We start from the raw sequence: 24,022 nt of genomic DNA, 5'->3' as shown, positions 1-24,022 counted from the left end.
CGGCCCTGCGCCTTCAGGCGACGAGGTGGGGCGCGCGGACCAACCTCGGGGTCAGCGGAGCGAGGCGCGGGCGGAGAAGGCGATGCTGGCCAGGAGGAAGCCGCCGTTGACAATCGTGAAGGCGACGATCACCCAGACGGTCAGGGCCGGTGCCACGGTCAGGACCAGGCCGGCCAGGAAGATCACGGCGCCGTAGTCGCGGACCAGCTTCGCCAGGCGGACCGGGAGCGAGGTCGAGGTGACCATGCTGGCCGCGTTCGGGCCGGCCTGCATCACCGAGGTGACCAGGTTGACCATCCAGGTGCCGGCGAAGACCGCGATCAGCCAGGTGGGCGTCGAGGGGCGCTGCGCCACGGCGGTCGCCCCGAGCGCGGTGACCAGGGCGATCTGGGCGGCCACGTCGCAGAGCACGTCGACCCGGGCGCCGGCCGGGTTGTTCTGCTTGGTGACCCGGGCGAGCTGACCGTCCGCGCAGTCCAGCGCGTACGCGATCTGCCAGGCGACCAGAGCGACCAGCCCGACGACCCAGGCCGGGACGGAGCCGGCGGCGACCTTCGGGGCGAGCGCGACCACGGTGACCGAGGCGGCCAGGCCGAGCACCAGGTTGGTGACGGTCAGCGCGGTCGGGCGCAGGCCCAGGCGCTGGGCCACCAGCGCGAAGACCGCGCCGATCCACTGGCTGATCGACTCGCTGAACAGGCCGCCGCCCCGGTTGACCCGGTGGAAGTCGGCGACGGAGGGGCGGGACGGCTCAGTCAAGGTGGTCGCGGAGTGCACCGACGTAGTCTGCCAGCCGCTCTCGCGTCTCGGTAGGCGACATCGCCAGGTGTTCGAGGATGGTGTAGCGGTCCGGCCGGGTGGCCGGCGCGAACTGCACCGCCTCGACGAACCGCTCGTCGCTCAGGCCCACGTCGGCGGGGAGCCGGGGCAGGCCGTGCCGGGCCAGGCAGGCTGACATCTCCGCGAACCGGCGCTCGTCGCCGCGGAGGAAGGTGCAGAACAGCGCGCCGAGCCCGGCCAGCTCCCCGTGCGAGGCGGTGCCCGGATAGAGCGCGTCGACTGCGTGCATGATCTCGTGGCAGCCGCCGCTGGCCGGGCGGCTGGTGCCGCAGACCGCCATGGCCAGGCCGGTGGAGATCAACGCCTCGGCCAGCACGGTGACGAAGGCGTCGTCGCTCATGTCGCCCCGGTGCGCGAGCACCGCCTCGGCGCCCATCCGGGCCAGCGAGGCGGCCAGGCCGTCCACCGGTTCCCCGCGGACCTGCCTGGCCAGTTCCCAGTCGGCCAGCGCGCTGATGTTGCTCACCACGTCGCCGATGCCGGCCCGGTTGTGCCGCTCCGGCCCCGCCTCGACGAAGTCCAGGTCGACGATCACGGCGATCGGGATGTGCACGCCGTAGGAGCCCTTGATCCCGTCGGTGACGAGGCTGGCCACCGGCGAGGCGATGCCGTCGTTGGCCAGCGCGGTCGCCACGGTGACCATGGGCAGGCCGCGCCGGGTGGCCGCGTACTTCGCCACGTCGATGGTCTTGCCGCCGCCGATGCCCACCACCGCGTCGTACGACCGGTTGCGCAGCTTGGCGCCCAGATCGTCGGCGGCGTCCAGGGTGCCGCCGGCCACGGTGAACAGGTCGGCCGACCGCAGCGAGGGGCGGATCAGCTCGGCGATCTGCTCGCCCTGCCCGGGGCCGACCACCACCGCCACGTCGCCGCCGGCGGAGATCCGCCCGTCGACCAGGATCGCGGCGAGGTCGGCCACCGCACCGCGCCGCACGTCGATGTGCAGCGGGGTGAGGATCGTCCGGGCTAGTAGCGGCACGCGATCTCCCGCGCCCGGGCCAGGTCGGCGTGGTTGTCGACCTCGACCCACGAGACGTCGCCGATCGGGGCGGCCCGCACCTCGCCGCCCCGATCCGCGAACTCCTGGTAGCCGTCCTCGTAGTAGAGGTTCGGGTCGCGCCGCCAGGTCGCCTCCAGGGCGTCGGCGAGCGGGCCGGCCACCTGCGGCTCGATGAGCGTCGCGCCGATGTACTCCCCGTACGCCTCGCCCGGGTCCATGAGCTTGGTGATGCGGGTGAGCTGGCCGGCCGCGTCGAAGGTCGTCTTCATCTCCTCCTCGGCCAGCGCCTTGATGTTGTCGATGGCCAGCAGGATGCCGGGGCCGCGCTCGGCCAGCAGGGTCTTCTCCACGCTCACCGGGTGCACGGTGTCGCCGTTGACCAGGAGCACGCCGCGGGAGAAGTGCTCCCGGGCCAGCCAGAGCGAGTACGCGTTGTTCCACTCCTCGGCCTTGTCGTTGTCCACGAGGGTGATCGTGACGCCGTACTTCTCCTCCAGCGCGGCCTGCCGCTCCCGGACCGCGTCCGCCGCGTAGCCGACCACGATCACGACCTCGGTCAGCCCCACCTCGGCGAGGTTGCGCAGCGCGATGTCGAGGATGGTGGTCTCCCCGTCGACCGGCACCAGGGCCTTGGGCAGGGTGTCGGTGTACGGGCGCAGTCGACGCCCCGCACCGGCCGCGAGCACCATCCCGATCATGCCGGCACCATCCTCTTCTCGACTCCGCTCCACCGGGGGAGGATATCGTCGCGCCGCCGTCGCCCGTGGTTCAGCCCGGCAGGGCGGCCAGGTCGGCGAGCAGCCCCAGGCGTTCCTCCGCGGCGAGCACCGCCCACGGGCCGGCCGCCCGGCGGTCCGTCTCCTGCTCGATCGCCAGCCGCTCCGGCCCGTCGGGCAGCTCGACGACGCTCGCCGCCGTGTGCCCCGCCGCCGTCCACGCCGCCGCGTGCGCGTCCGCCCGGTGGTAGCGCAGCGTGCCCAGCCGGTTGAGCAGCAGCACCCCGGGCGGGGTGCCGTCCGGCTCGTGCGGCGGGGCCATGGTCGCGAAGGCGCCGGGCTCCGCGGACGCGAACGCGTACGCCAGCACCCGGCCCAGCGCCGGCACCAGCCGCGCCACCCGCTCGTCGTGCCCCGCCCAGAGCTCCTCGGTCACCTCGCCGTGCACGCCGAACAGCTCGGCCAGGAAGGCGAGCCCGCGCTCGGTGGCGCAGAAGCCGCCGTCCGGGAAGCGCTGGATCATCCCGTACGCGACCTGCTTGTCCAGCGCCCGCTGGCAGGCGGCCGGGTCCCGGTAGCGGGTCACCGCCGCGAAGCCCGCGGCGTCCACCGTGCCGCCCGGTACGGCCAGCCGGGTGCGGAACTCCACGAGGAAGCCGGTGGCGGCCGGACCCCCGTACCGGGAACTCAGCTCCGCGCCGCCGTCACGGCCGGCGAGCATGCCGGCGACGAAGGCCCGGTCGACGGCCGGGGCGACCAGCCCCGCGAACCGGTGCGGCGGCAGCTCCACACCGTCGCCCGCTCCGACCCGGTGCGTCGAAGACCGCGGCGCGCCGCGACCCGGGATCGTCGCGCTCACAGACCGATCGAACGCAGGGCGGCGAAGGCGTTCTCGGCGATCCGCCGGATCAGCCCGTCGTTGACGTCGCGGTGCTCGTCGAGCAGGTCGACGTCCTGCTCCGCCAGCCAGCGGAACTCGGTGTGCTTGCCCGCCTCCAGCCGGGGCCGGCTCAGGTCGCCGTCCACCCGGACCAGGAAGTCGGTCTCCACCCGGGTCAGCCCGTCGTCGCCGGTGTACCGGTACTCGCCGACCTGGCCGAGCACGTGCGAGACGGTCCAGCCGGTCTCCTCGGTGACCTCCCGGCGCAGCGCGTCGTCCACCTCCTCGCCCGGTTCGAGGTGGCCGCCGACGATGTCCCAGCAGTTGGGGAAGAGGCGCCGCTCGGGGGACCGGCGTTGGATGAAGATGCGGCCGTCGTCGTCCACGATCAGCGCGCCGGCACAGCGGAGGGGCTCGGTGGGCACCCCACGACAGTAGCGATCCCGCGCTGTTCGTGGTGATGCCCGGGCTTGTCCCGTTCCGCATCGATGGCCCACCATGTCCGTACCGAGGCCGCCGTCCCACAGGGGTGATGTGATGCAGGTACGGGAAGCGATGTCCAGTGAAATTCTCGTGGTCGGCCCGGAGCACACGCTCCGCCAGGCGGCCCGGATGATGTCGGCCCGGCGGGTCGGGTCGGCGGTCGTGATCGACCCGGACTCCGAGGGGGTCGGGATCATGACCGAACGCGACGTGCTCAACGCGATCGGGGCCGGGCTCGACCCGGACGTCGAACGCACCGGAGCCCATCTGACCTGGGACGTGGTCTACGCGGGCCCGGACTGGACGGTGGAGGAGGCGGCCGCGGCGATGGCCCGGGGCGGTTTCCGGCACCTGGTGGTGCTCGACGGACGCGAGGTGGCCGGGGTCATCTCGGTACGCGACCTGATGCGGGTCTGGGCACGGGAGCACACGGCGCCCCGCGTCTGAACCGACGACGGAAAGGGCGATGGCCCGGCCGATACCGGCCGGGCCATCGTCGTGTCGTGCCGTCTTCGGGTCAGGGGCCGACGAAGACCGACGTGCCGCGCCAGTCCACGTTGTCGACGCCCGGGCCGCTGCGCACGGTGGCGGAGCCGGTCGGCGCGCCGTCCGACCACGCCATCGAGGAGAGGTTGCCGGTGATCCGGGAGACGACGTAGAGGGTGCTGCCGTCCAGGAACAGGCCGCCCGCGTCGGCGAACGCCGTGGTGCCGGTGACCGTGGTCCGCTCGGCGCCGACGACACCGGTGTCGGGCGTGAACCCGCGCCAGAACAGGGTGCTCTGGCCGGCCAGCGTGTAGTAGATGCGGCCGCCGGTGTAGAACATGGCGGTCACGTTCGGCAGTTCGGCGGAGAAGTTGACCGTCATGCCCGCGTAGGTCTGGCCCTCCGGCGCGGAGCCGGTGACGACGAGGTCCCACTTGGCGTCGTGGTACGGGTCGAGCTTCTTCGGGGTGCCGAAGGTGGTGCCGTCGAACGAGCGCTTGTAGAGGTCGCCGTTGACGCCGTAGAACAGGTCACCGCCGACCCAGAACGCGCCCTTGACCGTGGACCACCGGGTGTTGTCCGGGTTGGGCACCGAGGTCGCGTCGCCCACCGCGCTCGCCCCGTCGTACGACCGCTTGGTGACGGTGTCCAGCGTGGTGGCCGGCGGCACCGGCGGGAGCTTGACGATCTCGATGCCCTGGACCAGCGGGTTCTCCACGACCCGACCGAAGTCGATGTCGATGTTGCCGTCGCTGGTGACCGCGAAGGCCCGCATGGTGCCGCGGTCCGTGCCGCCGGCGGCGGCCACCGGGTCGAAGTCGTTCAGCTTGAGCACGCCGTCGATGCTGACGTCGAACTTGCGCGCGCCGACCACGCCGGTCTTGGCGTAGCGGTTGGCCAGGTAGAGCCGCACCTGGACCGGGGTGCCCGCCGGGACCGGGAAGTCCCACTGCATGTCCGGGGCGGTCGCCAGGTCCCAGCGCTCGCTGTTGTACAGCGCGACCGGGGTGCCGGCCGGCACGGTGGCGTCGAGCTTGGCGTTGGTGGTGTACGGCTGAACGTTGCTGCCGGTGTTGTGGTAGGGGCTCGGGGCCGCCACGGTGTCACCGGCCCAGGCCGGCCCGCTCGGGGCGGCCAGCTGGTCGCCACCGGCGTTGACCCGGTAGAGGACGTCCGCCGCGTCCGGCGTCGGCGCGGTCTTGACGATCTCGATGCCCTGGACGAGCGGGTTCTCCACGACCCGGCCGAAGTCGATGTCGACCACGCCGTCGCTGACCACGGAGAAGGACCGCATGGTGCCGCGGTCCGTGCCGCCGGCGGCGGCCACCGGGTCGAAGTCGTTCAGCTTGAGCACGCCGTCGACGCTGACGTCGAACTTGCGCGCGCCGACCACGCCGGTCTTGGGGTAGCGGTTGGCCAGGTAGAGCCGCACGTCGACCCGGGTGCCCGCGGCGACGGGGATGTCCCACTGCATGTCCGGCGCGGTCGCCTGGTCCCACCGCTCGCTGTTGAACAGCGTCGCCGGGGTGCTCGCCGGCACCGTCGCGTCGAACGTCGCGTTGGTGGAGTACGGCTGCACGTTGCTGCCGCTGTTGTGGTACGGGCTGGGCTCGGTGGCCGTGTCGCCGGCCCAGTCCGGGCCGCCGTCGGTCGCCGGGATGGCGGGACCGCCGGCGTTGACCCGGTAGAGGACCTCGGTCTGCGCCGCGCGGCCGGCCTGGTAGACGTCGCCCGGCAGGCCCTTGGTGCTGGTGGAGTGCGGGGCGTTGCCGCCGTCCAGCGGGAAGAAGGCGAGCCGCTTCCGCTGGTAGTCGAAGTTGCCGATGTACTCCTGGTCGCTGCCCAGCCAGAGGCCCTCCGGGGTCACCAGCATCTCGGTGACCCCGTAGCCGCGCGGGTGGCGGCCCGGGTTCCACGACAGCGGCAGGCCGCTGGCCGGGTCGAGGGCCGCGATGCTGGCCCGCGGCACCGCGCCGGGGCCCGCCTGGTCCCGGCCCAGGGGGTTGTTCGACCAGCGGAAGTGGCCGCCGACGTAGATGGCCTTCTCGCTGATGCCCGTGGAGAGGAAGGTGTCGCCGCCGCTGTAGTTGACCCAGGTCGGCTGCTGGCCGGCGCCGCTGGCGGCGGTCTCCCAGCGGGCCGCCGAGTCGCAGAGCGTCCCCGGGTACGACGCGCCGGTGGTCACCACGACGAAGTACTTGCCGTCCGGGGAGAACTGCACGTCCCGCACGTACGAGTCGAACGAGATGTACCGGCAGGCCGCCGAGTAGCGGTCGGTGTTCCAGTCGGCGATGGTGGCCGCGGTGTCGCCCAGGTCGATCCGGACGATCTGGTCGTGGACGGCGCCGTTGGCCTTCTTGAAGTTGCCGATGACCACGAGGTGCTTGCCGTCCGGCGAGACGGTCAGCTTCTCCACGCCGACGCCGGCCTTGGCGCCGCCGTTGGTGCTGGTCCAGTTGTGGTTCTCGGTCAGCGCCACGGTGAGGTAGTCGGTCACCGCGCCCGTGGTGGGGTTCAGCGACGCCAGCCCGTTACGGGTGGTCGTCGTGGTCACCGTGGAGAAGATGCCGCCGACCAGGAGCCGCCCGTCGACCAGGGCGATGTCGCTCACCGTGCCGTTGAACGCCGGGCCCTTGAAGCCGGCGACCGGCGTGCCGTCGGCGACGTTGAGCAGGGCGAGCTTCCGGAAGTTGGTGCCGTTGACCTGGTTGAAGGTGCCGGCCAGGTAGACGGTGCCCGGCGTCGGGCCGGCGATGATCGCCGTGACCTCGCCGTCGAGCACCGGGGCGAAGGCCTCGTCGAGCTTGCCGGTCGCCTTGTCGAAGGCCAGCACGCCCTTCCGGGTGACCTCGGTGGTCGACGCGCCGCGGTTCTGCGCCTTGGTGAACGAGCCACCCACGATCACCTTGGTGCCGGCGTCGTAGATGGCCACGACGTTGCCGTCGTTGACGTTCGGCGTCTTGTCCGTCGGCACCTCGCTGACCATCGTGGTGTGGTCCGGCGCGGGCGCGGCGAGCGCGGGCACGGGGGTGAACAAAGTGGCGATGCCGAGTACGGCGACGCCGAGGGCGGACACCGAGCGGTGTCTCAGGATCGAGGAAGCCACAGGCTACTCCGGGGGAAACGTCGGAGGCGCTGCGGTCATGGCCGGTGTTGGTGCGAGGTGGGGCACCGCACGGCCGACCGCAGACGTGAGAGCAACACCTTCTCGCATCCGCCCGTCGCCCGTCCACCCGGGATCGGCCTTTTTGACCGAGGAAACGCCCCAGCTCACACGAAAAGACGAGGGAAGATCATCGACTTGGTACGGAGGGTGGCGCGGAGGACACGCTGAGATCCGGCGGCGGGGGGTTGAAGTACGGATCGGTGGCCATCTCGCGGAACACCGCCGCGCTCTCCGGGTCGTTGCCGAACGTGCTGTCGTACAAGGGTTTCGTGGTCTGCCGGGCGGCGAAGTAGACGGCGGCCTTGATCTGCGGGTGCTTCTTCAGGTACGGGCCGACCTCGCGCATCCAGTTGGCCCGCTGGCCGGGCCGGCCCTCCTGGGTGAGCCCGAACTCGCCGATGACCACCGGCCGCGGGTGCTTCTGCGCGAAGGCCATGAAGTGGTCCATCCGGTCGGTGAAGCTGTTCCACTCCGGGCCGGGGTAGACGTCGGCGCAGAGCCAGTCGACCTGGTCGTCACCCGGGTAGTAGGCGGCGGCGTCCCGGTCGGGCTCGGCGAAGCCGTCCGCGTGCGGGCACCACACCCAGGCCGCGTTGGTGACGCCGGCCTCGGTGAAGATGGCCCGGACGTGCTTCCAGGCGGCGACGTAGTCCTCCGGGGAATGCATGCTGGCGGCCAGGTTCGGCCGGTCCATCTCCCACCGGTAGCGCAGCAGCACCGGCACCCCGAACTCCTTGACGTCCGCGGCCCGCTGCCGGATGAGCGAGTCGTAGACGCCGCTGACCGTCGACCGGGTGTCGGTGCCCTGCCAGGAGATCATCTGGAGCTTCCCCTGGGACTGGAAGGCCCGCTCGGTGGCGCCCGGGAAGGCCTCGTTCCACTCGTGGAACATGTGCGCGATGGTCAGCTCGCCGCCAGCCGCGCGGTTGAAGTCGTCGAACGCGGCCGCCCGCCCGGTGGCGTTGTGGAACTGCGGCTTCACCCAGGCGCCCACCCAGGCGCCCTTCTCCGGCAGTTCCGGCCCGCGCCCGGTGGTCCGGACCGGGCTGGTCCGGGGCGTCACCGTGGGCGGGGGCGCCGCCGCCGTCGTGCCACCGTCCGGCCGGTCGGCCGAGCCGAAGTCACAGGCCGCCACCACCGGAACGAGGCAGGCCAGGGCGAACACGGCCGCCATCGTCCGTCGTAACCGTCGTACCACCGCAACCTCTCCCCAGGATGGTCGCCGGCCCCACGGTCCTCGGCCCCGGCGGCCCCGCGTCAGCGGAGCGGCGCGCCGGGACGGGCGGGCGACCCCTGGCACTCTACCGTCGCGACCGCCGGGCGCGACGGCCCTTACGCGGTGTAGCCGAGTTCCCTGAGCAGCGGCCCCGCCTCGGCGAGCACGTCGGCGAGGTCCGGTTCGGTCAGTCGCTGACGCCAGCGACCGACCGAGTTCGGCCGGGCCTTGGCGAACCGGGCGTGCAGCGCCTCCCGGCCCGCCGGGTCGCCGACCGCCAGGAAGTCGGCGACCACCTCGGCCGCCTCGGCGGGCCGGCTGACGATGTCCTCGTAGCGGAGGTGCCGGACCCGGTCCGCCGGCAGGCCGGCGAGCTGGGCCAGCGCGCTGCTGGTGAAACGGCGCCACATCCAGGCCGAGCGGCGCAGGTCGGAGACCTGGCTGAACTCCTCGCGCCGCTCCGGTTCCACCCAGAACCGGGGCGCGGCCCCCCACGGCGTGCCGCCGCGGCCGCTCTTCCCGGTGCCCGTCGAGGCGGCGTTCAGCCACGGCTGCTCGGCGTGCGACACCGCGACGTCCCGGCCGTCCCGGTAGACGTGCAGGAAGACCGCGTCCGGGAACACCTCGGCCAGGAAGGGCACGATGAAGCAGTTCTCCGGGTCCTTCTCGGCGAACCGCAGCCCGCCGTGCCCGGAGGCGGCGAGCAGCGCCCCGTAGTAGCCGCGGAAATAGCGGGCCGCCCGCTGAGGGGTCCAGGTCCCCTCGTACACGCAGCGGGCCACCGCCTTGGTCAGCCGGGGCTCGAAGTGGTACGACACGTCCGGCAGCGCGCCCACGCAGCTGCCCAGGAACGTGGTGCCGGAGCGGGGCGCGCCGAGGATGAAGATCGGCCGCTCGACCTTCAGGGTGAGCTTGCGGCTGGCGGCCTCCACCGGCCGCTCCAGCTCCCGGCGTTCCTTCCGGTCCGCCAGCAGGCCGACGGCGGCGAGCTTCGCGGCCTTCACGGTCGACAGGCCGGAGTGCGGGGCGAGGGGCGTGCTGCTGGTCATCGGGGTCCCATCGGTAGGCGGGAACGGGTCAGGATTGGGCGGCCGGGTTCGCGCCGGTGCGGTTCCGGCCCCGCCGCAGCGCGCGCAGTGCGTCGAGGTGCAGGGTGGTCCGCCACCGCCAGGCGCCGGCCAGGTACGCCGCCGCGCCGCCGGCCGCCACCAGGGCGAGCACCGGCACCGGGGCGTCGAGCAGGCTGGCCACCCCGAGCGGCACGCCGAACGCGGCGAGGGCCAGCGCCATGGCGGCCCGGGTGCCGGCGCCGAACGGGTGCAGCCGCATCGACCACCAGAGCTGGCCCAGCGGCACCAGGTTGGTGACCAGGATGGAGACGGTCCAGGCCAGGGCCGCGCCGAGGATGCCGTACCGCGGGATGAGCAGGAGGTTGGCGACCACGTTGAGCACCGTGCCGGCCATCGCGTTGTAGAAGGTCCAGGCGGTCCGACCGGCCATGTTCAGCACCATGTCGACCATGCCGCAGCCGGTGGCCACCAGCATGGTCAGCGCGAGCAGCAGCACCACCCGGTGACCGTCGCCGTAGCCGGAGCCGAACAGCGCCAGCATCGGCGTGGCGAACGCCGCGAAGAGCAGGTAGGCCGGCCAGGAGAGCAGCACCAGCCACCCGGTCGCGGCCTGGTAGAGCTGCCGCGCCTCGGCCCGGTCGTCGCGGGCGAAGGCGGCCGCCAGCCGGTGCTGCACCGAGCTGGAGAGCGCGACGCTGGAAAGCTGACCGAGCGCCAGGAACCGGGTCGCCGCCGTGTAGATAGCCGCGTCGGCCGGCCCGCGCAGGGCGCTGAGCAGCACGATGTCCAGTCGCTGCACCACGATCGCGGCCAGGCTGCTGACCGCACGCGGCCCGGTGAACCGCCAGAACGGCCCGACCAGCTCGCCCGTCGGCACCGGCCGGGTCACCTGCCGACCGGCCCGGCGGACCAGCCGGCCCAGCCAGGCCAGCGCGACCGCCGCGGCGAGCAGGTAGGGCACCACCCAGGCCAGCGGCAGCGCCACGGTGGCGGAGAGCCCGAGCCAGGCGGCCACCGCCACGGCCAGGAACTGCACCAGGGTGCGGCCCAGCCGTTCCACGGTGAGCAGCGGCCGCATCTGGCCGAAGCCGCGGCAGGCGGCCAGCGCGTAGTCGTTCAGCGCGGCCAGCGGCACGAACGCCAGCAGGATGCGCAGCGCGGTCACCCCGCCGGGGCCGGCCTCCGGCATGGTGGCCTCGGCCAGGGCCGGGGCGGCCAGCCAGCCGGCCAGGCCGAGCAGCGCGCCGACCGCCAGCACCGGCAGCAGCCCGGCCAGGATCGTGCCGCGGATCCGGTCCCGCTGGTCGAGCGTCCGGTGCCGGCTGACGAAGTAGACGGTCCCCACGTCGGTGCCGAGCCGCGCCGCCGACGCCGCGATCATGAAGGCGCTGGTGGCCGCGAAGAACATGCCGGCCTCGCGGACCGACCAGCCGCGGGCGATGACGATGTTCAGCCCGAAGCCGGCCACCGCCGCCAGGCCCACCCCGACCAGGTTGGCGAAGCCCTGCCGGGCCGCGCCGCCCAGGCCCGCGCCGGGACCGCCGGCCGGTGCGGTGAGCGTCGGGGTGCCGCCGGCGTCCAGCCGGGTCACCGCCGCCACGACGGCACGCGTCCCCACCAGGTGGCCAGCCGCTCGTCGTACGGGGCGAAGTGGTGCTCCAGCCGCGCCCGCAGCTCGGCCGACATGGGCGAGCGGGACCGCGAATTGTGCTTGCCGAAGGCGATGTCCGCCCACCGGGGCAGGTCGAGGAAGTCGCAGACCGCGTCGAAGGAGGGCCGCGGATCGGCGAAGAAGTCGTCGCTGTCGATCACGTGCAACCGCTCCCGGCCGACCAGCGCCTCCAGCCGCTCCACCTGCTCGATGTAGCGCCCCCGGGCCAGGTACGCGTTGTGCTGGAGGTGGTGGCTCGCGTACGTCGGGTCGGCGGTCATCCGCTCCCGCTCGCCCGCCGTCCGCTCCTCCTCCAGCGCCAGCGCCCGCTCGAAGTCCGGCTCGGTCTCGTAGCCCCGGGCCAGCTCGTGGGAGTGCGCCGAGTAGGCCCGCTCCACCGGGTCGCGGAGCAGCACGAGCAGCTTCACCGAGGGCAGGTCCTTGGCGATCCGCTGCGCCGCCAGCGGGTGGAACATGTAGTACGGGCTCGACTCACCGGTGACCCCGCGTACGCCGACCTGCTCCTTCACCGCCTCCGCCTTCGCGGTCGTGGGGAAGTGCCCGAGGTACCAGTTCATCCCCCGGCGGTAGTCCACGTCGAAGTAGTGCACGCCCTTGTGGTAGGCGGGCGGCAGCACCCCCGGGTGCTGGGAGAGCGTCTTGAACAGCGAGGTGGTGCCGCAGCGCTGCGCCCCCACGATCAGGAATCCCGGCACCATCCGCGACCCGGCGGTCAGCCGACCGACCGTCCGGCTCACCGACTTCACCGCACGGAGCGCCTGCTCCTTGGCCAGCGTCACGTCCCCACTCCTCACTCTCACCGGGCCCGACGGGCCAGGTGCTCCTCCACGGCGGGCAGCAACCAGGTGTCGACGTGCCCCAGTCGCGCACCCGCCTCCGCCTGCCGGTCCCGCAGATAGCGGGCCGCCAGCTCAACCAGGTAGAGCACGGCGACCAGGTCGGCGCCCCGCCCATCGGGGTCGAACGGCGCGAGCGCCCGGTCCGCCCCGGCGATCAGCGCCCGCGCCGCCTCGACCGGCTCGACCCCGTCGTTGCCGATCGCGGTCTGCACCGCCCGGTGCAGCTCGTCGTAGCCGACCGGCACGTCCGCCTCGAACCGCTCCCAGTCCCAGACCAGCACCCGGCCGTCGGCCAGCACGGCGCTGTTGCCGCTGTTCCAGTCCCCGTGCCAGGCGCCGAAGGCCACCGTCGGGTCCAGGTCCGCGACCGTCTTGAGCGCCGCACGCAGCCGCCCGGCCTCCGGCCGCGCGCCGAGCGCGTCCACCGCGTCGGCCAGCCGGGCCGCGTGGTCGCTCCCCGCCCACGACCGCCGGCGTACGCCGAGACAGCCGGCGACCGCCACCATGGCCGCCCGCTCGGCCGCCTCGGCGGCGGCCGGGGTGGCCCGCGGCAGCCGCACCGGCAGCGCCTCCTGCACCAGCAGCGCGTGCCCGTGCCAGTCGCCGTGGTGGCGTACCCCGGCCACGGTGACCGGGCCGAGCGGCAGGTCGGCCAGCCGGCGCAGCGCGGCGGCCTCCGCGTCGACCAGGGCACGGGTCAGCGGGTCGACGCCGAGCTTCGCGTAGCCGAGGGCCCGGCCGTCCGGGGCGAGCAGTTGCAGCACCGGCTTGCGGTTCGCCCGGGCCGGCCCGATGTGCAGGCTGACCAGCGCCCGCTCGCCCAGCACCTCGGCCAGGTACGCGTCCAGCCCACCGCCGGTCACCACCAGCCGGTCGCGGAACACCAGCGGCCCCAGCCCGAGCCGGAACGCGGTGGCCAGCCCCTGCCGGACCAGCCTGGCCTTGCGGCCGACCGCCTCGGTGGAGTGCCGGACCGCGCTCGCCGCGGCCCGGCCGGAGCCGGTGGGCACCAGCAGCCGGGGGCGGGACGCCGAGGGCACCACCACCCAGCCGGCGCCTCCCTTGCCCAGCGCGGGTTCGGCCGGCTCGGGCCAGATCAGCCCGGCCAGCTCACCGAGGTAGGCGGAGCGGCCGTCGCCGTCCGGGGGTACGCGGAACACCATCAGTGGTCACCGGCTGCTTCCAGTCGGGCCCGCAGCCCGGCCACGGTGCCCTGGGGCGGCGCCGGCGCGAGCGCCCGGCGGAGCCGGTCGTTGCGGGCGAGCAGGGCGACCGAGATCAGGCCGTAGGCGAGGGTGGCTTCCAGGGCCCCGTAGGTGAACTGGAAGAAGAGCATGAGGATGAGCACGAGACTGCCGGCGATGCCGATCGCGCTGTGGTCGCGGCGGTAGCGCCAGAGGCAGTAGAGGAAGAAGCCGTTGTAGCAGATCGCGCCCACGTAGCCCTGGCCGACCAGCAGCGCCCACAGTTGGCCGTTGCTGCCCAGTTCCCGGTTGCCGCACTGCTTGCAGTCGTCGGACTTGCCGATGGCGATCGACCGGTTGCTGCCGATCAGCGCCCGGTTGCCGCCGTAGCCGAGGATCGGTGAGTGGTTGGCCGCGGTGACCGCGCCCTCGGAGAGGGTGGTGCGGATGTCGTCGCTGTGCCCGTTCTGCAGTCGCTCGTCGAAGGTGCGGCCCAGTGGTGTGGCGACGATCAGCACCCCGATGAGCCCGACCGCCAGGGCGAGCCCGCCGAGCACCACCATCCGCCCGCGCAGGGCGAGCCGGAAGGCCACGTAGACCGCGGAGATGCCGAGGCCGATCCAGAGGCCGCGGTTGAGCGAGTAGATGATCGGGAAGATCGCGGCCAGCACGATCGCCACGCCGGCCACCCGGCGCAGCGGCCTGCCCAGCACCACCCAGCCGACGATCAGCCAGATGAGCAGGATCGCCGTGTTCTCACCCCACGAGTTCGTGTAGGTGAACGGCGCGGACGGCCGGGGCGAGCTGGCCTCGCCCTCGATCACCTGCTGGACCTGGGCGAACTTCACGTCCATGAGCGAGGCGACGAAGGGTTGGCTGGCGATCGAGTGCGGCAGGATGAACCGCAGCGGAGCGATGAAGCCGAGGGTCGGGAAGAGCGAGCCGAGCCAGCCGCCGATCACCACGACCACGCCCATGAACCCGAAGAGCCGGACGACCCGGCGCCGGGACAGTTCCCGCTCGCTGAGGTTGTAGACGTAGAGCATGACCACGGTCATGCCGACGAAGTTGGCCAGCCGGATGGCCCAGCCGATGTACCGGCCACCGCCGCCCGGCGGCAGCGTGTTCGGCGCGGTGAGGCCGAGCATCGCGGCGGAGAGGACCAGCCAGAGCAGCAGGAGCAGCCAGATCCCGAAGCCGGGCGGCACCCGGAGCGGGCCCCGGCGGACCATCTGCACCAGCATCGGCACCGCGAAGACGACGAAGACGAAGCTGGACACCCCGAGCGCCCACCACAGCGGGTAGAGCACGAAGAGCGCGATCAGCGGCCACGCCGTGGGCAACCGCAGCGACCAGCCCTTCGGCCGCACCGTGGCCGGCGGGAGCCGGGTCCCGGCGGGCGGCGGTGCCGCGCCGACCGGGGCCGACCCGCGCGCCGGGCGGGACGGGGTGACCGTGCTCATTTCACGGTGACCTTGGCGGTGGTCGGCGCGTAGATCACCCAGGCGTTGCCCGGCTGCGGGTGCAGGAGGTCGCCGCCGTTGTCGGCGAGGGTGCAGACCATGCCCTGGCCCGGCTTGCGCCACCGGCCCTTCGCGCTGGACGGCCCGGAGACCGCGACCACCGCGCCCTCGCCGAAGACGTTCGCCGACGGGAGCGATCGCGGCGACGGGTTCCGCACGTCGAGCGTCCGGTATTCCATCGTCAGCACGATCACCGAGGCGGCGGTCACCGTGGCGGTGCCGACCTTGCCCACCCAGAGCGACTTCTGCTGGTCGTACCGCCAGACCATGGGCGGGCCGCCGGAGACGGCGACCGACAGTTCGGTGGCCGGGACGAGGTCCCGCGCGGCCAGGGCGGCGCCGTCGGTGGCGTGGTCGAGGGGCGGCGTGGGCGGCTGGCCGCCCTTCGGCGCGGCCTTGAGCAGCGCGGCCGTCGAGGTGTAGCCGTCGTCGATGGCGTCGCCGTCGTCCGGCGTGACCCCGGCCAGCCCGGACTTCTCGAACTGGCTGAGGAAGCCGGTGGGGCCGCCGGCGTAGCCGACGACCGGGTGCAGCACGCCGACCGACCGGATGTCGACCGGACGGATCTCGGCGACCGGACCGATCTTCGCGGCGTCCCGGGACTGGAACACCGCGGTCAGGTGCAGCGTGTCCGACTCGGCGAACTCGGCGTAGACCAGGTCGGCCGCGTCCAGCCCGGCCGGCGTGGTCGAGGGGCTCACCCGCAGCGGCACGGCGACCGCCTGGCGGCCGGCCAGCGGCGCCGCGCTCACCGGCGCGCCGGTCAGCGGGCCGGCCGGCAGGCTCGGGGTCGGGCTCGGCGCGGGCGTCGCCGGGGCGCTGCCCGGGTCGACCACGTCGACGCTGCCCGCCTCGGGCTGGGGCTCGCTGCAGGCCGTGCCGAGGCCGACCACGAGGGCCGGTGCGAGGGCGGCGCGGAGCATCTGCCGGCGGTTCACCCCAGGTCCTCGCCGGAGTCCAGCGCATAGCTGCGGCCGTCGCCGTCACCACGGGACCGGTATGTGCCGCCGCTGCCGTTGACCGGCAGCGGCTTGCCCGGCGCCGGCGGCTTGACGGGGGCCGACGCCTTGCCCGGTGCGGACGGCTTCGCCGACCCGGCGGTCGTGCCCGACCCGGCGGAGGCGCCCGATGCGGACGGGTGCATCCGGGGCAGCACCATGGTGGACTCGGCGGACGGGCCGGGGCCCGGCCGGGGCTTGGGCCGGTTGGCCGGGGCCGCCGGGCGGGTGGCGGCGGGCGCCGGCGCGGGCAGGCGCGGAGCCAGCACGGCGCCGATCACCGGGGCGTTGACCTGCTCGAACTGCTGGAGCGCGGCGGTGATCTCACCGCTGCGGGTCCGCCCGCTCTCGGCGACCACGATCACGGCGTCGACATGCCGGCCCAGCGCCTGGGCCTCCACGGCGAGGGTCGGCTGGGCGGTCTCGATGATCACGTGGTCGAAGCGCGCGGACAGCTCGCGCAGGATCTCCAGCAGGCCGGAGACCGGCAGCTCGACCTCGGCGTCCAGGTCGCCCGGCACGAGCACCCGGAGCTGGCCGAGACCGGGCAGCGGGGCCAGCGCCTTGAGCGCCGGCACGTCCCGGCGGAGCACCGAGGCCAGGCTGTGCCGCCCCTCGGCCACGCCGGTGATGCCGCTCAGCGCCGAGTCCGGCTTGGTGGTGATCAGGGCGACCTGCTGGCCGGTGCGGGCGTACGCGGCGGCCAGGTTGGCCGCCACGAACCCGGCGGCGGTGCCGGCCGAGCCGTCGCACAGCAGTAGTTGACGCCCCCGACCGGCCTGCGCCGGCTCGGGCACCGCGGAGAGCAGCACGTTGCGCAGCCGGCCCAGCTCGCGGGAGATCTTGTGGGTGGCCGGCAGGACCGTCAGCGACGGGGTGCGCGTGGGCAGCTCCAGCAGCAGCGGCAGGCCGACGCGGTCGGAGATGTCGCGCCCCCGGCGGATGCGGGTGTCGAGCCGGTCCAGCACCAGCGCCAGCACGATGCCGAGCAGCAGGCCGGCGCCCATGCCGCTGGCCAGGTTCAGGGTCCGGTTCGGCGAGCTGGGGCTCTCCGGCAGCCGGGCGTCCGAGATGATCTCGCCCGGGTCGCTGTCGGCGGACAGCAGCGGGCTGAGCCGGTTGTTCAGCGAGGTGAGCTGGTTGGTAAGCACGTTCCGGTCAGCCTCGGCGCGCTCCCGCTCCGGGCTGTTGGCCGGCGCCGCGGCGATCCGCCCGGCGACCGCGCTGAGCTGCTTGTTCACGTCGGTGATCTGCTGCTTGAGCGCGGTGGTCTCGTTCTCCAGCGCCTTCTGCGCGGTGGCCTTGCGCAGGTCGAGGTAGGCCTGCGCGAAGGCGTGCGACCCGGCCTGCGCCTGGGCGGGGCTGTCGGCCTCGTAGCCCACCTGGAGGATCTGGCTGTTCGGCGGGACGGTGACCGTCACCGACTTCACGAGCTGGTCGGCCCCGGTGTCGACCTTCATGAGGCCCTTGGCGCGCTCGGCCACGACCAGCGAACGGACCACCTGGGCCTCGGTGTCGAGGTTCACCTTGGCGTTGGGGTTGCTCTCCGCGCCGGCGCTGAGCGGGCGGACCAGCAGCGACGTGCCCGACGTGTAGCGCGCGTGCTGGAGCTGGCTCACCGCCAGGCCGCCGGCCAGGCCGAGGACCGCGGCGAGCACGAGGATCCACCAACGGCGGCGCAGCCAGCCCAGGTAGGCCATGAGGGCAAGACCGTCGGAGTCGCTCTCGGCCAAATGGGGTGAGGGCATCAGAGTCTGTCGCTCCCTTTCGACCGAGCCGGGCAGTCCACGGCGCAGCTGGACCTGACCGTGACCTTGAGTGTCCCCGATCCGAACGATGAGGGAAAGTCTGCTCACGTTCCGGTAAGCCTGCCCAGGTGTAGGCAGCCCGCGTAGATATGGCCGATCGGCGCTGGCCATTCGGCGGGTTTCCCGGCATGGGGCCCGACCTGCCCCCGTGGCCAGCGTCGCCGCCGGCCCTGTGCGGAGCGGTGACGGAATCCTGACACATGCCCGGCCCGCGTGGTTGGCCCGGCCCGCCGTGCCGGCCGCGACCGGCTGACCTCGGCGGTCGCACGCCCGCCCGGATCCCGGCGACGGGATTCCCGGGGTGACCCGACCGGTGGGTGGGGATCCGTCCAATGGCCCCTTCAGTTGGCCACCCCCGCGCCAGTAGGTTGTCATGACGCGTCCGAGGGTCATTCGCGAAAATCCGGACGCGGTCGCGGCCTACGGGGAGGAACGTTTTGGTGAGCGGGTCAACCGACGGCTCGGGGCAGGTTCTGCTGGTCGGCTCCAGCGGCGGGCATCTCGCCCAGCTCCTGGCGCTGGAGCCCTGGTACCGGGAGCGGCGACGGGCGTGGGTCACCTTCGACACCCCGGACGCCCGCTCGCTGCTCGACGGCGAGGATGTGGTCTGGGCCCACCACCCCACCACCCGTAACGTCCGGAACCTCGTCCGCAACGCCTTCCTCGCGCTGAAGGTGATCCGCCGGCGCCGGGTCGACGCCGTGGTCACCACCGGCGCCGGCGTCGCCCTGCCGTTCGTGGTCGCGGCCCGGCTGCGCCGGATCCCGACGGTCTACATCGAGGTCTACGACCGGATCGACAGCGCGACGCTGACCGCCCGGCTCTGCCGCCCCTTCCTCTCCGCGATGCTCGTGCAGTGGGAGGAGCAGCGCCGCATGTACCCGGAGGCGACCGTCGTGGGGAATCTCCTGTGAGCGCTCATCTGCCGCGGCAGCGCGATGGGCGCTCCGCGCCGTACGTGCTGGTCGTCGTCGGCACCGACGTGCACCGGTTCGACCGCCTCGTGGGCTGGCTGGAGCGGTGGCACGCCGAGCGGCCCGGCGTGCGGCTCGTCCTCCAGTACGGCCACAGCCGCACCCCGGCGCTGCCCGAGGCCACCCCGTTCCTCGGCCACGAGGAACTCCAGCGGGCCATGGCCGAGGCGACGCTCGTGGTGAGCCACGGCGGCCCGGCCACCATCACGGAGGCGCGGCGCACCGGCCACCTGCCGATCGTGGTGCCCCGCGACCCCACCCACGACGAGCACGTCGACAACCACCAGCAGCTCTTCTCCCGGCGCCTGGGCGCGGCCGGCATGGTCCGGCTCTGCGAGACCGAGTCCGACCTGGTCGCCGCCCTCGACGAGGGCATGGCCGACCCGGCCCGGTTCGTCCTGGCCGCCGACCCGGACCGGCCCGATCCGCGAGCCGAGGCGGTGGCCCGGGTCGGCGCGGTGATCGACGACCTGGTGGCCCGCCGGGTACGCCAGCGCGCCGGCGGGCGGCGCGGGTGAGCACCGCGGAGACGGGTCAGCCCCGCGTCCTCTTCGTCGGTGGTCTCGGTCGCAGCGGCTCCACCCTGCTGGAACTGCTGCTGGCGCAGAGTGCCGACGTGTGCGCGGTCGGTGAGGTGGTGCACCTCTGGGAGCGGGCGCTCGGCGCCGACGAGCGGTGCGGCTGCGGCGAGCGCTTCACCTCCTGCCCGTTCTGGCGGCAGGTGGGCGAGCAGGCCTTCGGCGGCTGGTCCGCCGTCGACCGGGACGACGTGCTGGCGCTCAAGGACCGGGTCGACCGGACCCGGCACATCCCCCGGCTGGCGAAGAACTCGCTCTCCGCGGAGCAGCTCGCCGACGTCCGCCGCTACGCCGACCTCTACACCCGCATCTACCGGGCCGCCCTCGCGGCGACCGGCGCCCGGGTGGTGGTCGACTCCAGCAAGCACGCCTCGCTCGCCTTCGCGTTGAGCTGGGCCGAGGGGCTCGACCTGCGCGTGCTGCACCTGGTCCGGGACAGCCGGGCGGTGGCGTACTCGTGGGGCAAGCAGGTGCGCCGGCCCGAGGTGGTCGACGGCGAGGACTTCATGCCGACCTTCTCGCCGTTCGAGGTGAGCAAGCTGTGGACCGCGCAGAACGCGGCGTTCCACCTGCTCGCCGCCCGGGCGCAGGTGCTCCGGCTGCGCTACGAGGACTTCACCGCCGACCCGGCCGGCACCGTCCGCCGGCTGCGTGAGTTCGCCGGCCTGCCGGACGACCCCGAGGCGCTGCGCGTCCTCACGGACCCGCCCGCGGCGCCGTTCCGGGCGCACAGCATCGCCGGCAACCCGCTGCGGTTCAGTGGCGGTCCGTTGACCGTGCGGCGGGACGAGGCGTGGCGGAGCCGCCTGCCGCGCCGAAGCCGGGCCGTGGTCAGCCTGGCCACGCTCCCCTTCCGAGTCCGCTACGGCTACCTGGGCCAGCGGGGATCCGACGAGTCCGTGGAGAAAACATGAGTGGGCCCAGCATCTCGGTCGTCGTACCGACGCGGGACCGTCCGGAGCTGCTGCGCGCGGCGCTCGACGCGATCCTCAGCCAGGCCCACCCCGGCCTGATCGAGGCCATCGTGGTCTACGACCAGTCCGAGCCGGACCGGTCGCTGGAGCTGGACCGGGGCGACCGGCGGGTCCGGGTCATCACCAACACCCGCAGCCCGGGGTTGGCCGGGGCGCGCAACACCGGCATCGAGGCGGCCACCGGCGACCTGGTGGCGTTCTGCGACGACGACGACGAGTGGCTGCCGGGCAAGCTCGCCGCCCAGCTCGGCGCGCTCGACGTGCACCCGGACGGCGCGCTGGTCAGCTGCGGCATCCGGGTCAGCTACGACGACCGCACGGTGGACCGGTCGCTGGACCGGTCCCGGGTGTCGCTGGAGGCGCTGCTCCGTGACCGGCTCACCGAGCTGCACCCGTCCACCTTCCTGATCCGCCGGGCCGCCCTGCTCGACGCGATCGGGCTGGTCGACGAGCAGATCCCGGGCAGTTACGCGGAGGACTACGAGTTCCTGCTCCGCGCCGCCCGGTACGCCCCGCTGGTCAACGTGGACAGCCCGTACGTGCTGGTCCGCTGGCACAAGCGGTCGTACTTCGCGCAGCGCTGGGAGACCATCTCGACCGCGTTGCAGTGGCTGCTGCGCCGCTACCCGGAGTTCGCCACGGTGCCGCACGGCGAGGCGCGGGTGGCCGGCCAGATCGCCTTCGCGCAGGCGGCCATGGGCAACCGGCGGGACGCCGTGCGCTGGGCCCGGCGCACCCTGGCCCGCAACCCGCGGGAGCCCCGCGCCTACCTGGCGCTGGCGGTGGCGAGCCGCGCCGTGCAGGCCGACCGGGTCCTGCGCACCCTGCACAAGCGCGGCCGGGGCATCTGAGCCGTACGCAGAACGGGCGGGCGACCAGCCGGTCGCCCGCCCGTTCCCGTGCGTGGGGTCAGGCCACGCAGAAGGACTTCCACGCCTGGATGCTCGGCTGGTCGAGCAGCCGGAAGTCGCCCTGGCTGACCACCTGGTTGTAGTAGGCCACGAACTCCGGCCGCTGGCCGTTGAGGAAGCCGCTCATCGAGCGGATCCAGGTCGCCCGGCCGCTGCCCGAGTCGCCCGGCACCAGGTCACTGCCGGTCTCGGCGACGCCCCACGGCTTGCCCAGCGCCTTGGACTTGCTGATCATCTCGCCGTAGATCTCCTGCGGCGAGGCGTACCGCTTCCACTTGGCGCCCCAGTTGTAGCAGTCCCAGCCGAGCGTCTCGATGACGTCGCCGCCGGGGTAGAAGGCGTCGAAGCTGCGCCCGGACTTCGGGTCGAGCGTCCAGCACATCAGGATCAGCGTGTTGATCAGCTTCGGGTTGTTCGCCCGGTTGGCCAGACCGGCGACCCGCTTCCAGGCCGTCCGGTACGCCGCCGTGGTGAACGCGCCCCGCTCGACGTCGTCCTCCGGCTCGTGGAAGTACGACCAGTACACGTTGTGCTCGCGGGGGATCGAGGCGAACCAGGAGGCGAGCCGGGAGTCGTACTTGCCGGAGTTGATCTCCTGCGGGGAGGCCTTGAAGGAGACCACCACGGTCCGGTCCACCACGTCGGCCCGGCTGCCGTTCCAGGCCGGAGGCAGCCCGGGGAAGAAGACCCGGGCCATGCGCAGCTTGCCGAAGGTCCGGTCGGAGCGGCTCAGCGCCTGCCCGAAGGTCTCCCCGTTCTGCACGCCGATCGACGCGCCGGGGAGGGTCAGGCGGGTGCCGGCGAAGCCCGGGGCCGAGTCCGCGGAGGTCGACGGCGACACGGCCGGCTTGCCGCCGAGGCCCTGTTCGGCGCTCGGGGTCGGAGCGCCCGGCGTGGCCGCGCCGCTCGGGCCGGCCGACTGCGCCGGGGCGACGGTGCCCGGCGTTTCGCCCGCCTGCCGGGTCTCGTCGGGACGCAGGGTCGCCACGGCGACCCCGCCGCCGGCGACGGCGAGCACGAGGGCCGCGGCGATGGCGACCCGCCAGCGGCGCCGGGAACCCCCGGGCGGCGTCGGGGTCGGCGCGACGGGCGGAGGCGGCGGCTGGCCGGGGCCTCCGGTTCCGGTACGCGGCTCGGCCCAGATGTCCTCCGGGGACGGCCCGGGCAGGGTGGCGGTGGCGGTGGGCGCGCCGTCGGCCCAACCGGCCTCCGGGCCGGGACCGGCCGGCGGCCCCCAGCCGTCGTGCCCCCCGGGACCGCCCTGCGGCGTCCAGTCGGTGTCCGCGCCGTGCGGCGCCCAGCCGGCATCCCCGGCCTGCGGCGGCAGGCCCGCCGGGCCGCCCTGTGGCGTCCAGTCGGCGTCGGGGTGCCCGCCCGGACCGGCCTGCCGCGCCGGCCAGGCGTGTCCCCGGTCGGCGCCGGCCCACCGGGGATCGGCGTGACCGTCGGCCGGCCCGGTCTCCGGCCAGGGCAGGCCGGACCGCGACTCGGCCGGCGGCACCGGCGGCGCGGCCTCGGGCCAGGGCAGGGCCGGCGCGCCCTGCTGGCGCGGTACGTCCTGCCCCGGCCAGAGACCGGTCGGCTGTTCGAAGGCGTTGTGCTGGTCTCGCTCGGCCGGCATGACCCTCCCTGGCTGGCGGCGGCCCGTCTCTCGGGGCTCAGGTCGGACGTGCATTCCGACCGACGATAGCCTCCGTTCACCTGGGCCGTGCGTACCGCAACACTCAGCCGAACGCCCCACCCGGGGTGTCGGTGACGGTCGAAGCGGGCATCTCGACCCCGGTGCGGGCGATCGCGTCGAGCAGTCGGTCGGCCAGCTCGGGGCGGCAGACCAGCAGATCGGGCAGGCGCGGGTCGGCCCGGTTGTAGCGCAGCGGCGACCCGTCGATCCGGGACGCGTGCATCCCGGCGCCCAGGGCCACCGCCACCGGGGCGGCGCTGTCCCATTCGTACTGGCCGCCCGCGTGCACGTACGCGTCGACCTCACCGGTCACCACGGCGCACACCTTGACACCGGCGGAGCCCATGGGGACGGCCTGTGCGCCGAGCGCCTCGACCAGCTCACCGACGAAGGCCGGCGGGCGGCTGCGGCTCACCGCGATCCGGATCGGCCCCTCGACCGCCTTCGGGGTCGGGCAGCCGGTGCCGAGGATGAGCTGGTCACCGTCCACCGTGGTGCGGGCCGGCATGCCGACGGCTCCGGCGATCAGGGCGCCGTCCGGGGCGGCGGAGCGCTGCCAGAGCGCCACGTGCACCGCCCAGTCGTCCCGGCCGGCCTCGGAGAACTCCCGGGTGCCGTCCAGCGGGTCGATGATCCAGACCCGGTCGGCGTCGTGCCGGGGCGCCCGCTCGCCGTCCGCCCAGGCCCGGCGGGAGTCGGCCTCCTCCTCGGAGAGCACCGCGTCCGCGGGCCGCCAGCGGGCCAGCGCCGCGGTCATCAGCTCGTGCGACGCGCGGTCGCCGGCGTCCTTGAGCGCCTTCGGGTCCGCGAAGCCCTGCCGGTCCCGCAGCGCGGTGAGCGCCTCGCCCGCCCGCCCGGCCAGCCACTGTGCGAACTGCTGGTCGTCGAGCCGTCCGGCCTCGTCCTCGGTCACGAGCCTCACCACCTGTCTCCCCGGGTCTGCCGCGACCCGCAATCCTTCGGCGGCCGGTGGTCCCGGCGCCAGCTTCCGGTCGGATGGTAGACAGCCGTGAAACCGGTTCG

General features: G+C 73.8%; 21 protein-coding genes. 5 read left to right on the top strand and 16 right to left on the bottom strand.

Translation table 11 applies throughout. From position 1 onward, the window contains the following. Nucleotides 1–51: 51 nt before the first annotated feature. The 5 genes from NLX85_RS30760 to NLX85_RS30740 form a co-directional block, all read right to left on the bottom strand. On the bottom strand, nucleotides 52–777 hold the full coding sequence (locus NLX85_RS30760) for a CDP-alcohol phosphatidyltransferase family protein (protein ID WP_254341114.1): 726 nt from the start codon (nucleotides 775–777) through the stop codon (nucleotides 52–54). Further along, entirely contained in the window at nucleotides 752–1,819 is a 1,068-nt protein-coding gene (locus tag NLX85_RS30755) for an iron-containing alcohol dehydrogenase family protein (protein ID WP_254341113.1), read from the bottom strand. The genes NLX85_RS30760 and NLX85_RS30755 overlap by 26 nt, the downstream gene beginning before the upstream one ends. Further along, nucleotides 1,807–2,538: a sugar phosphate nucleotidyltransferase gene (locus NLX85_RS30750; RefSeq protein WP_254341112.1), complete on the bottom strand. Its 732-nt coding sequence runs from the start codon at nucleotides 2,536–2,538 to the stop codon at nucleotides 1,807–1,809. The genes NLX85_RS30755 and NLX85_RS30750 overlap by 13 nt, the downstream gene beginning before the upstream one ends. A gap of 70 nt (nucleotides 2,539–2,608) precedes the next feature. Continuing rightward, nucleotides 2,609–3,415, bottom strand: a complete 807-nt coding sequence (locus tag NLX85_RS30745) for a hypothetical protein (RefSeq protein ID WP_254341111.1) — start codon at nucleotides 3,413–3,415, stop codon at nucleotides 2,609–2,611. Next, a complete protein-coding gene (locus NLX85_RS30740; protein WP_254341110.1) occupies nucleotides 3,412–3,861 on the bottom strand; it encodes an NUDIX hydrolase in 450 nt (149 codons plus the stop codon). Before NLX85_RS30740 ends, NLX85_RS30745 begins: the two co-directional genes overlap by 4 nt. A 112-nt stretch (nucleotides 3,862–3,973) precedes the next feature. Between NLX85_RS30740 and NLX85_RS30735 the strand changes: the two genes are divergently transcribed. Beyond that, on the top strand, nucleotides 3,974–4,366 hold the full coding sequence (locus NLX85_RS30735; protein WP_148429006.1) for a cyclic nucleotide-binding/CBS domain-containing protein: 393 nt from the start codon (nucleotides 3,974–3,976) through the stop codon (nucleotides 4,364–4,366). Between the two features lie 70 nt (nucleotides 4,367–4,436). Here the strand turns inward: NLX85_RS30735 and NLX85_RS30730 are convergent, their stop codons facing one another. The 9 genes from NLX85_RS30730 to NLX85_RS30690 all read right to left on the bottom strand — a co-directional run bounded on the left by NLX85_RS30730 (nucleotide 4,437) and on the right by NLX85_RS30690 (nucleotide 17,821). Further along, nucleotides 4,437–7,511, bottom strand: a complete 3,075-nt coding sequence (locus tag NLX85_RS30730) for a malectin domain-containing carbohydrate-binding protein (RefSeq protein ID WP_254341109.1) — start codon at nucleotides 7,509–7,511, stop codon at nucleotides 4,437–4,439. 187 nt (nucleotides 7,512–7,698) lie between these two features. Beyond that, nucleotides 7,699–8,745, bottom strand: coding sequence for a glycoside hydrolase family 26 protein (locus NLX85_RS30725; RefSeq protein ID WP_254341108.1), 1,047 nt, complete (start codon nucleotides 8,743–8,745; stop codon nucleotides 7,699–7,701). A gap of 158 nt (nucleotides 8,746–8,903) precedes the next feature. Continuing rightward, nucleotides 8,904–9,836 carry a sulfotransferase gene (locus tag NLX85_RS30720; protein WP_254341107.1) on the bottom strand — a complete coding sequence of 311 codons (933 nt, stop codon included), beginning with the start codon at nucleotides 9,834–9,836 and terminating at the stop codon, nucleotides 8,904–8,906. A gap of 28 nt (nucleotides 9,837–9,864) precedes the next feature. After that, entirely contained in the window at nucleotides 9,865–11,475 is a 1,611-nt protein-coding gene (locus NLX85_RS30715; protein ID WP_254341106.1) for a lipopolysaccharide biosynthesis protein, read from the bottom strand. Beyond that, entirely contained in the window at nucleotides 11,445–12,308 is an 864-nt protein-coding gene (locus NLX85_RS30710) for a sulfotransferase (RefSeq protein WP_254341105.1), read from the bottom strand. The genes NLX85_RS30715 and NLX85_RS30710 overlap by 31 nt, the downstream gene beginning before the upstream one ends. A 17-nt stretch (nucleotides 12,309–12,325) precedes the next feature. After that, complete coding sequence (locus NLX85_RS30705; protein ID WP_254341104.1) at nucleotides 12,326–13,531, bottom strand: hypothetical protein; 1,206 nt, start codon at nucleotides 13,529–13,531, stop codon at nucleotides 12,326–12,328. After that, the gene (locus tag NLX85_RS30700; RefSeq protein ID WP_254341100.1) at nucleotides 13,531–15,015 is read right to left on the bottom strand and encodes an O-antigen ligase; all 1,485 of its coding nucleotides are present in this window, start codon (nucleotides 15,013–15,015) and stop codon (nucleotides 13,531–13,533) included. Before NLX85_RS30700 ends, NLX85_RS30705 begins: the two co-directional genes overlap by 1 nt. Next, entirely contained in the window at nucleotides 15,012–16,013 is a 1,002-nt protein-coding gene (locus NLX85_RS30695) for a DUF3048 domain-containing protein (protein WP_254341098.1), read from the bottom strand. The genes NLX85_RS30700 and NLX85_RS30695 overlap by 4 nt, the downstream gene beginning before the upstream one ends. Beyond that, nucleotides 16,010–17,821 (bottom strand): Wzz/FepE/Etk N-terminal domain-containing protein, encoded by a 1,812-nt coding sequence (locus NLX85_RS30690; protein ID WP_254341097.1) that lies wholly within the window; start codon nucleotides 17,819–17,821, stop codon nucleotides 16,010–16,012. Before NLX85_RS30690 ends, NLX85_RS30695 begins: the two co-directional genes overlap by 4 nt. 497 nt (nucleotides 17,822–18,318) lie before the next feature. On the opposite strand from NLX85_RS30690, the gene NLX85_RS30685 reads away from it, so the two are divergent. Genes NLX85_RS30685 through NLX85_RS30670 form a run of 4 tightly spaced genes read left to right on the top strand, consistent with a single transcriptional unit; the run spans nucleotide 18,319 to nucleotide 21,258 of the window. Further along, nucleotides 18,319–18,795, top strand: coding sequence for a UDP-N-acetylglucosamine transferase subunit ALG14 (locus NLX85_RS30685; protein WP_254341095.1), 477 nt, complete (start codon nucleotides 18,319–18,321; stop codon nucleotides 18,793–18,795). Continuing rightward, nucleotides 18,792–19,373, top strand: coding sequence for a glycosyltransferase (locus NLX85_RS30680; RefSeq protein WP_254341093.1), 582 nt, complete (start codon nucleotides 18,792–18,794; stop codon nucleotides 19,371–19,373). Before NLX85_RS30685 ends, NLX85_RS30680 begins: the two co-directional genes overlap by 4 nt. Continuing rightward, a complete protein-coding gene (locus tag NLX85_RS30675) occupies nucleotides 19,370–20,347 on the top strand; it encodes a sulfotransferase (RefSeq protein ID WP_254341092.1) in 978 nt (325 codons plus the stop codon). Before NLX85_RS30680 ends, NLX85_RS30675 begins: the two co-directional genes overlap by 4 nt. Then, a complete protein-coding gene (locus tag NLX85_RS30670; RefSeq protein WP_254341090.1) occupies nucleotides 20,344–21,258 on the top strand; it encodes a glycosyltransferase family 2 protein in 915 nt (304 codons plus the stop codon). Before NLX85_RS30675 ends, NLX85_RS30670 begins: the two co-directional genes overlap by 4 nt. A 58-nt stretch (nucleotides 21,259–21,316) precedes the next feature. Here the strand turns inward: NLX85_RS30670 and NLX85_RS30665 are convergent, their stop codons facing one another. Both NLX85_RS30665 and NLX85_RS30660 read right to left on the bottom strand, forming a co-directional pair. Further along, nucleotides 21,317–22,939 carry a hypothetical protein gene (locus tag NLX85_RS30665; RefSeq protein WP_254341088.1) on the bottom strand — a complete coding sequence of 541 codons (1,623 nt, stop codon included), beginning with the start codon at nucleotides 22,937–22,939 and terminating at the stop codon, nucleotides 21,317–21,319. A gap of 103 nt (nucleotides 22,940–23,042) precedes the next feature. Then, nucleotides 23,043–23,921, bottom strand: coding sequence for a 3'(2'),5'-bisphosphate nucleotidase CysQ (locus NLX85_RS30660; RefSeq protein WP_254341086.1), 879 nt, complete (start codon nucleotides 23,919–23,921; stop codon nucleotides 23,043–23,045). Nucleotides 23,922–24,022: the final 101 nt, after the last annotated feature.

It is taken from the genome of Micromonospora sp. A3M-1-15, from assembly GCF_024213425.1.
GTDB lineage: Bacteria > Actinomycetota > Actinomycetes > Mycobacteriales > Micromonosporaceae > Micromonospora > Micromonospora chersina.
The sequence above is the reverse complement of the archived record's forward strand: the minus strand, read 5'-3'. Positions and strand labels throughout refer to the sequence as shown.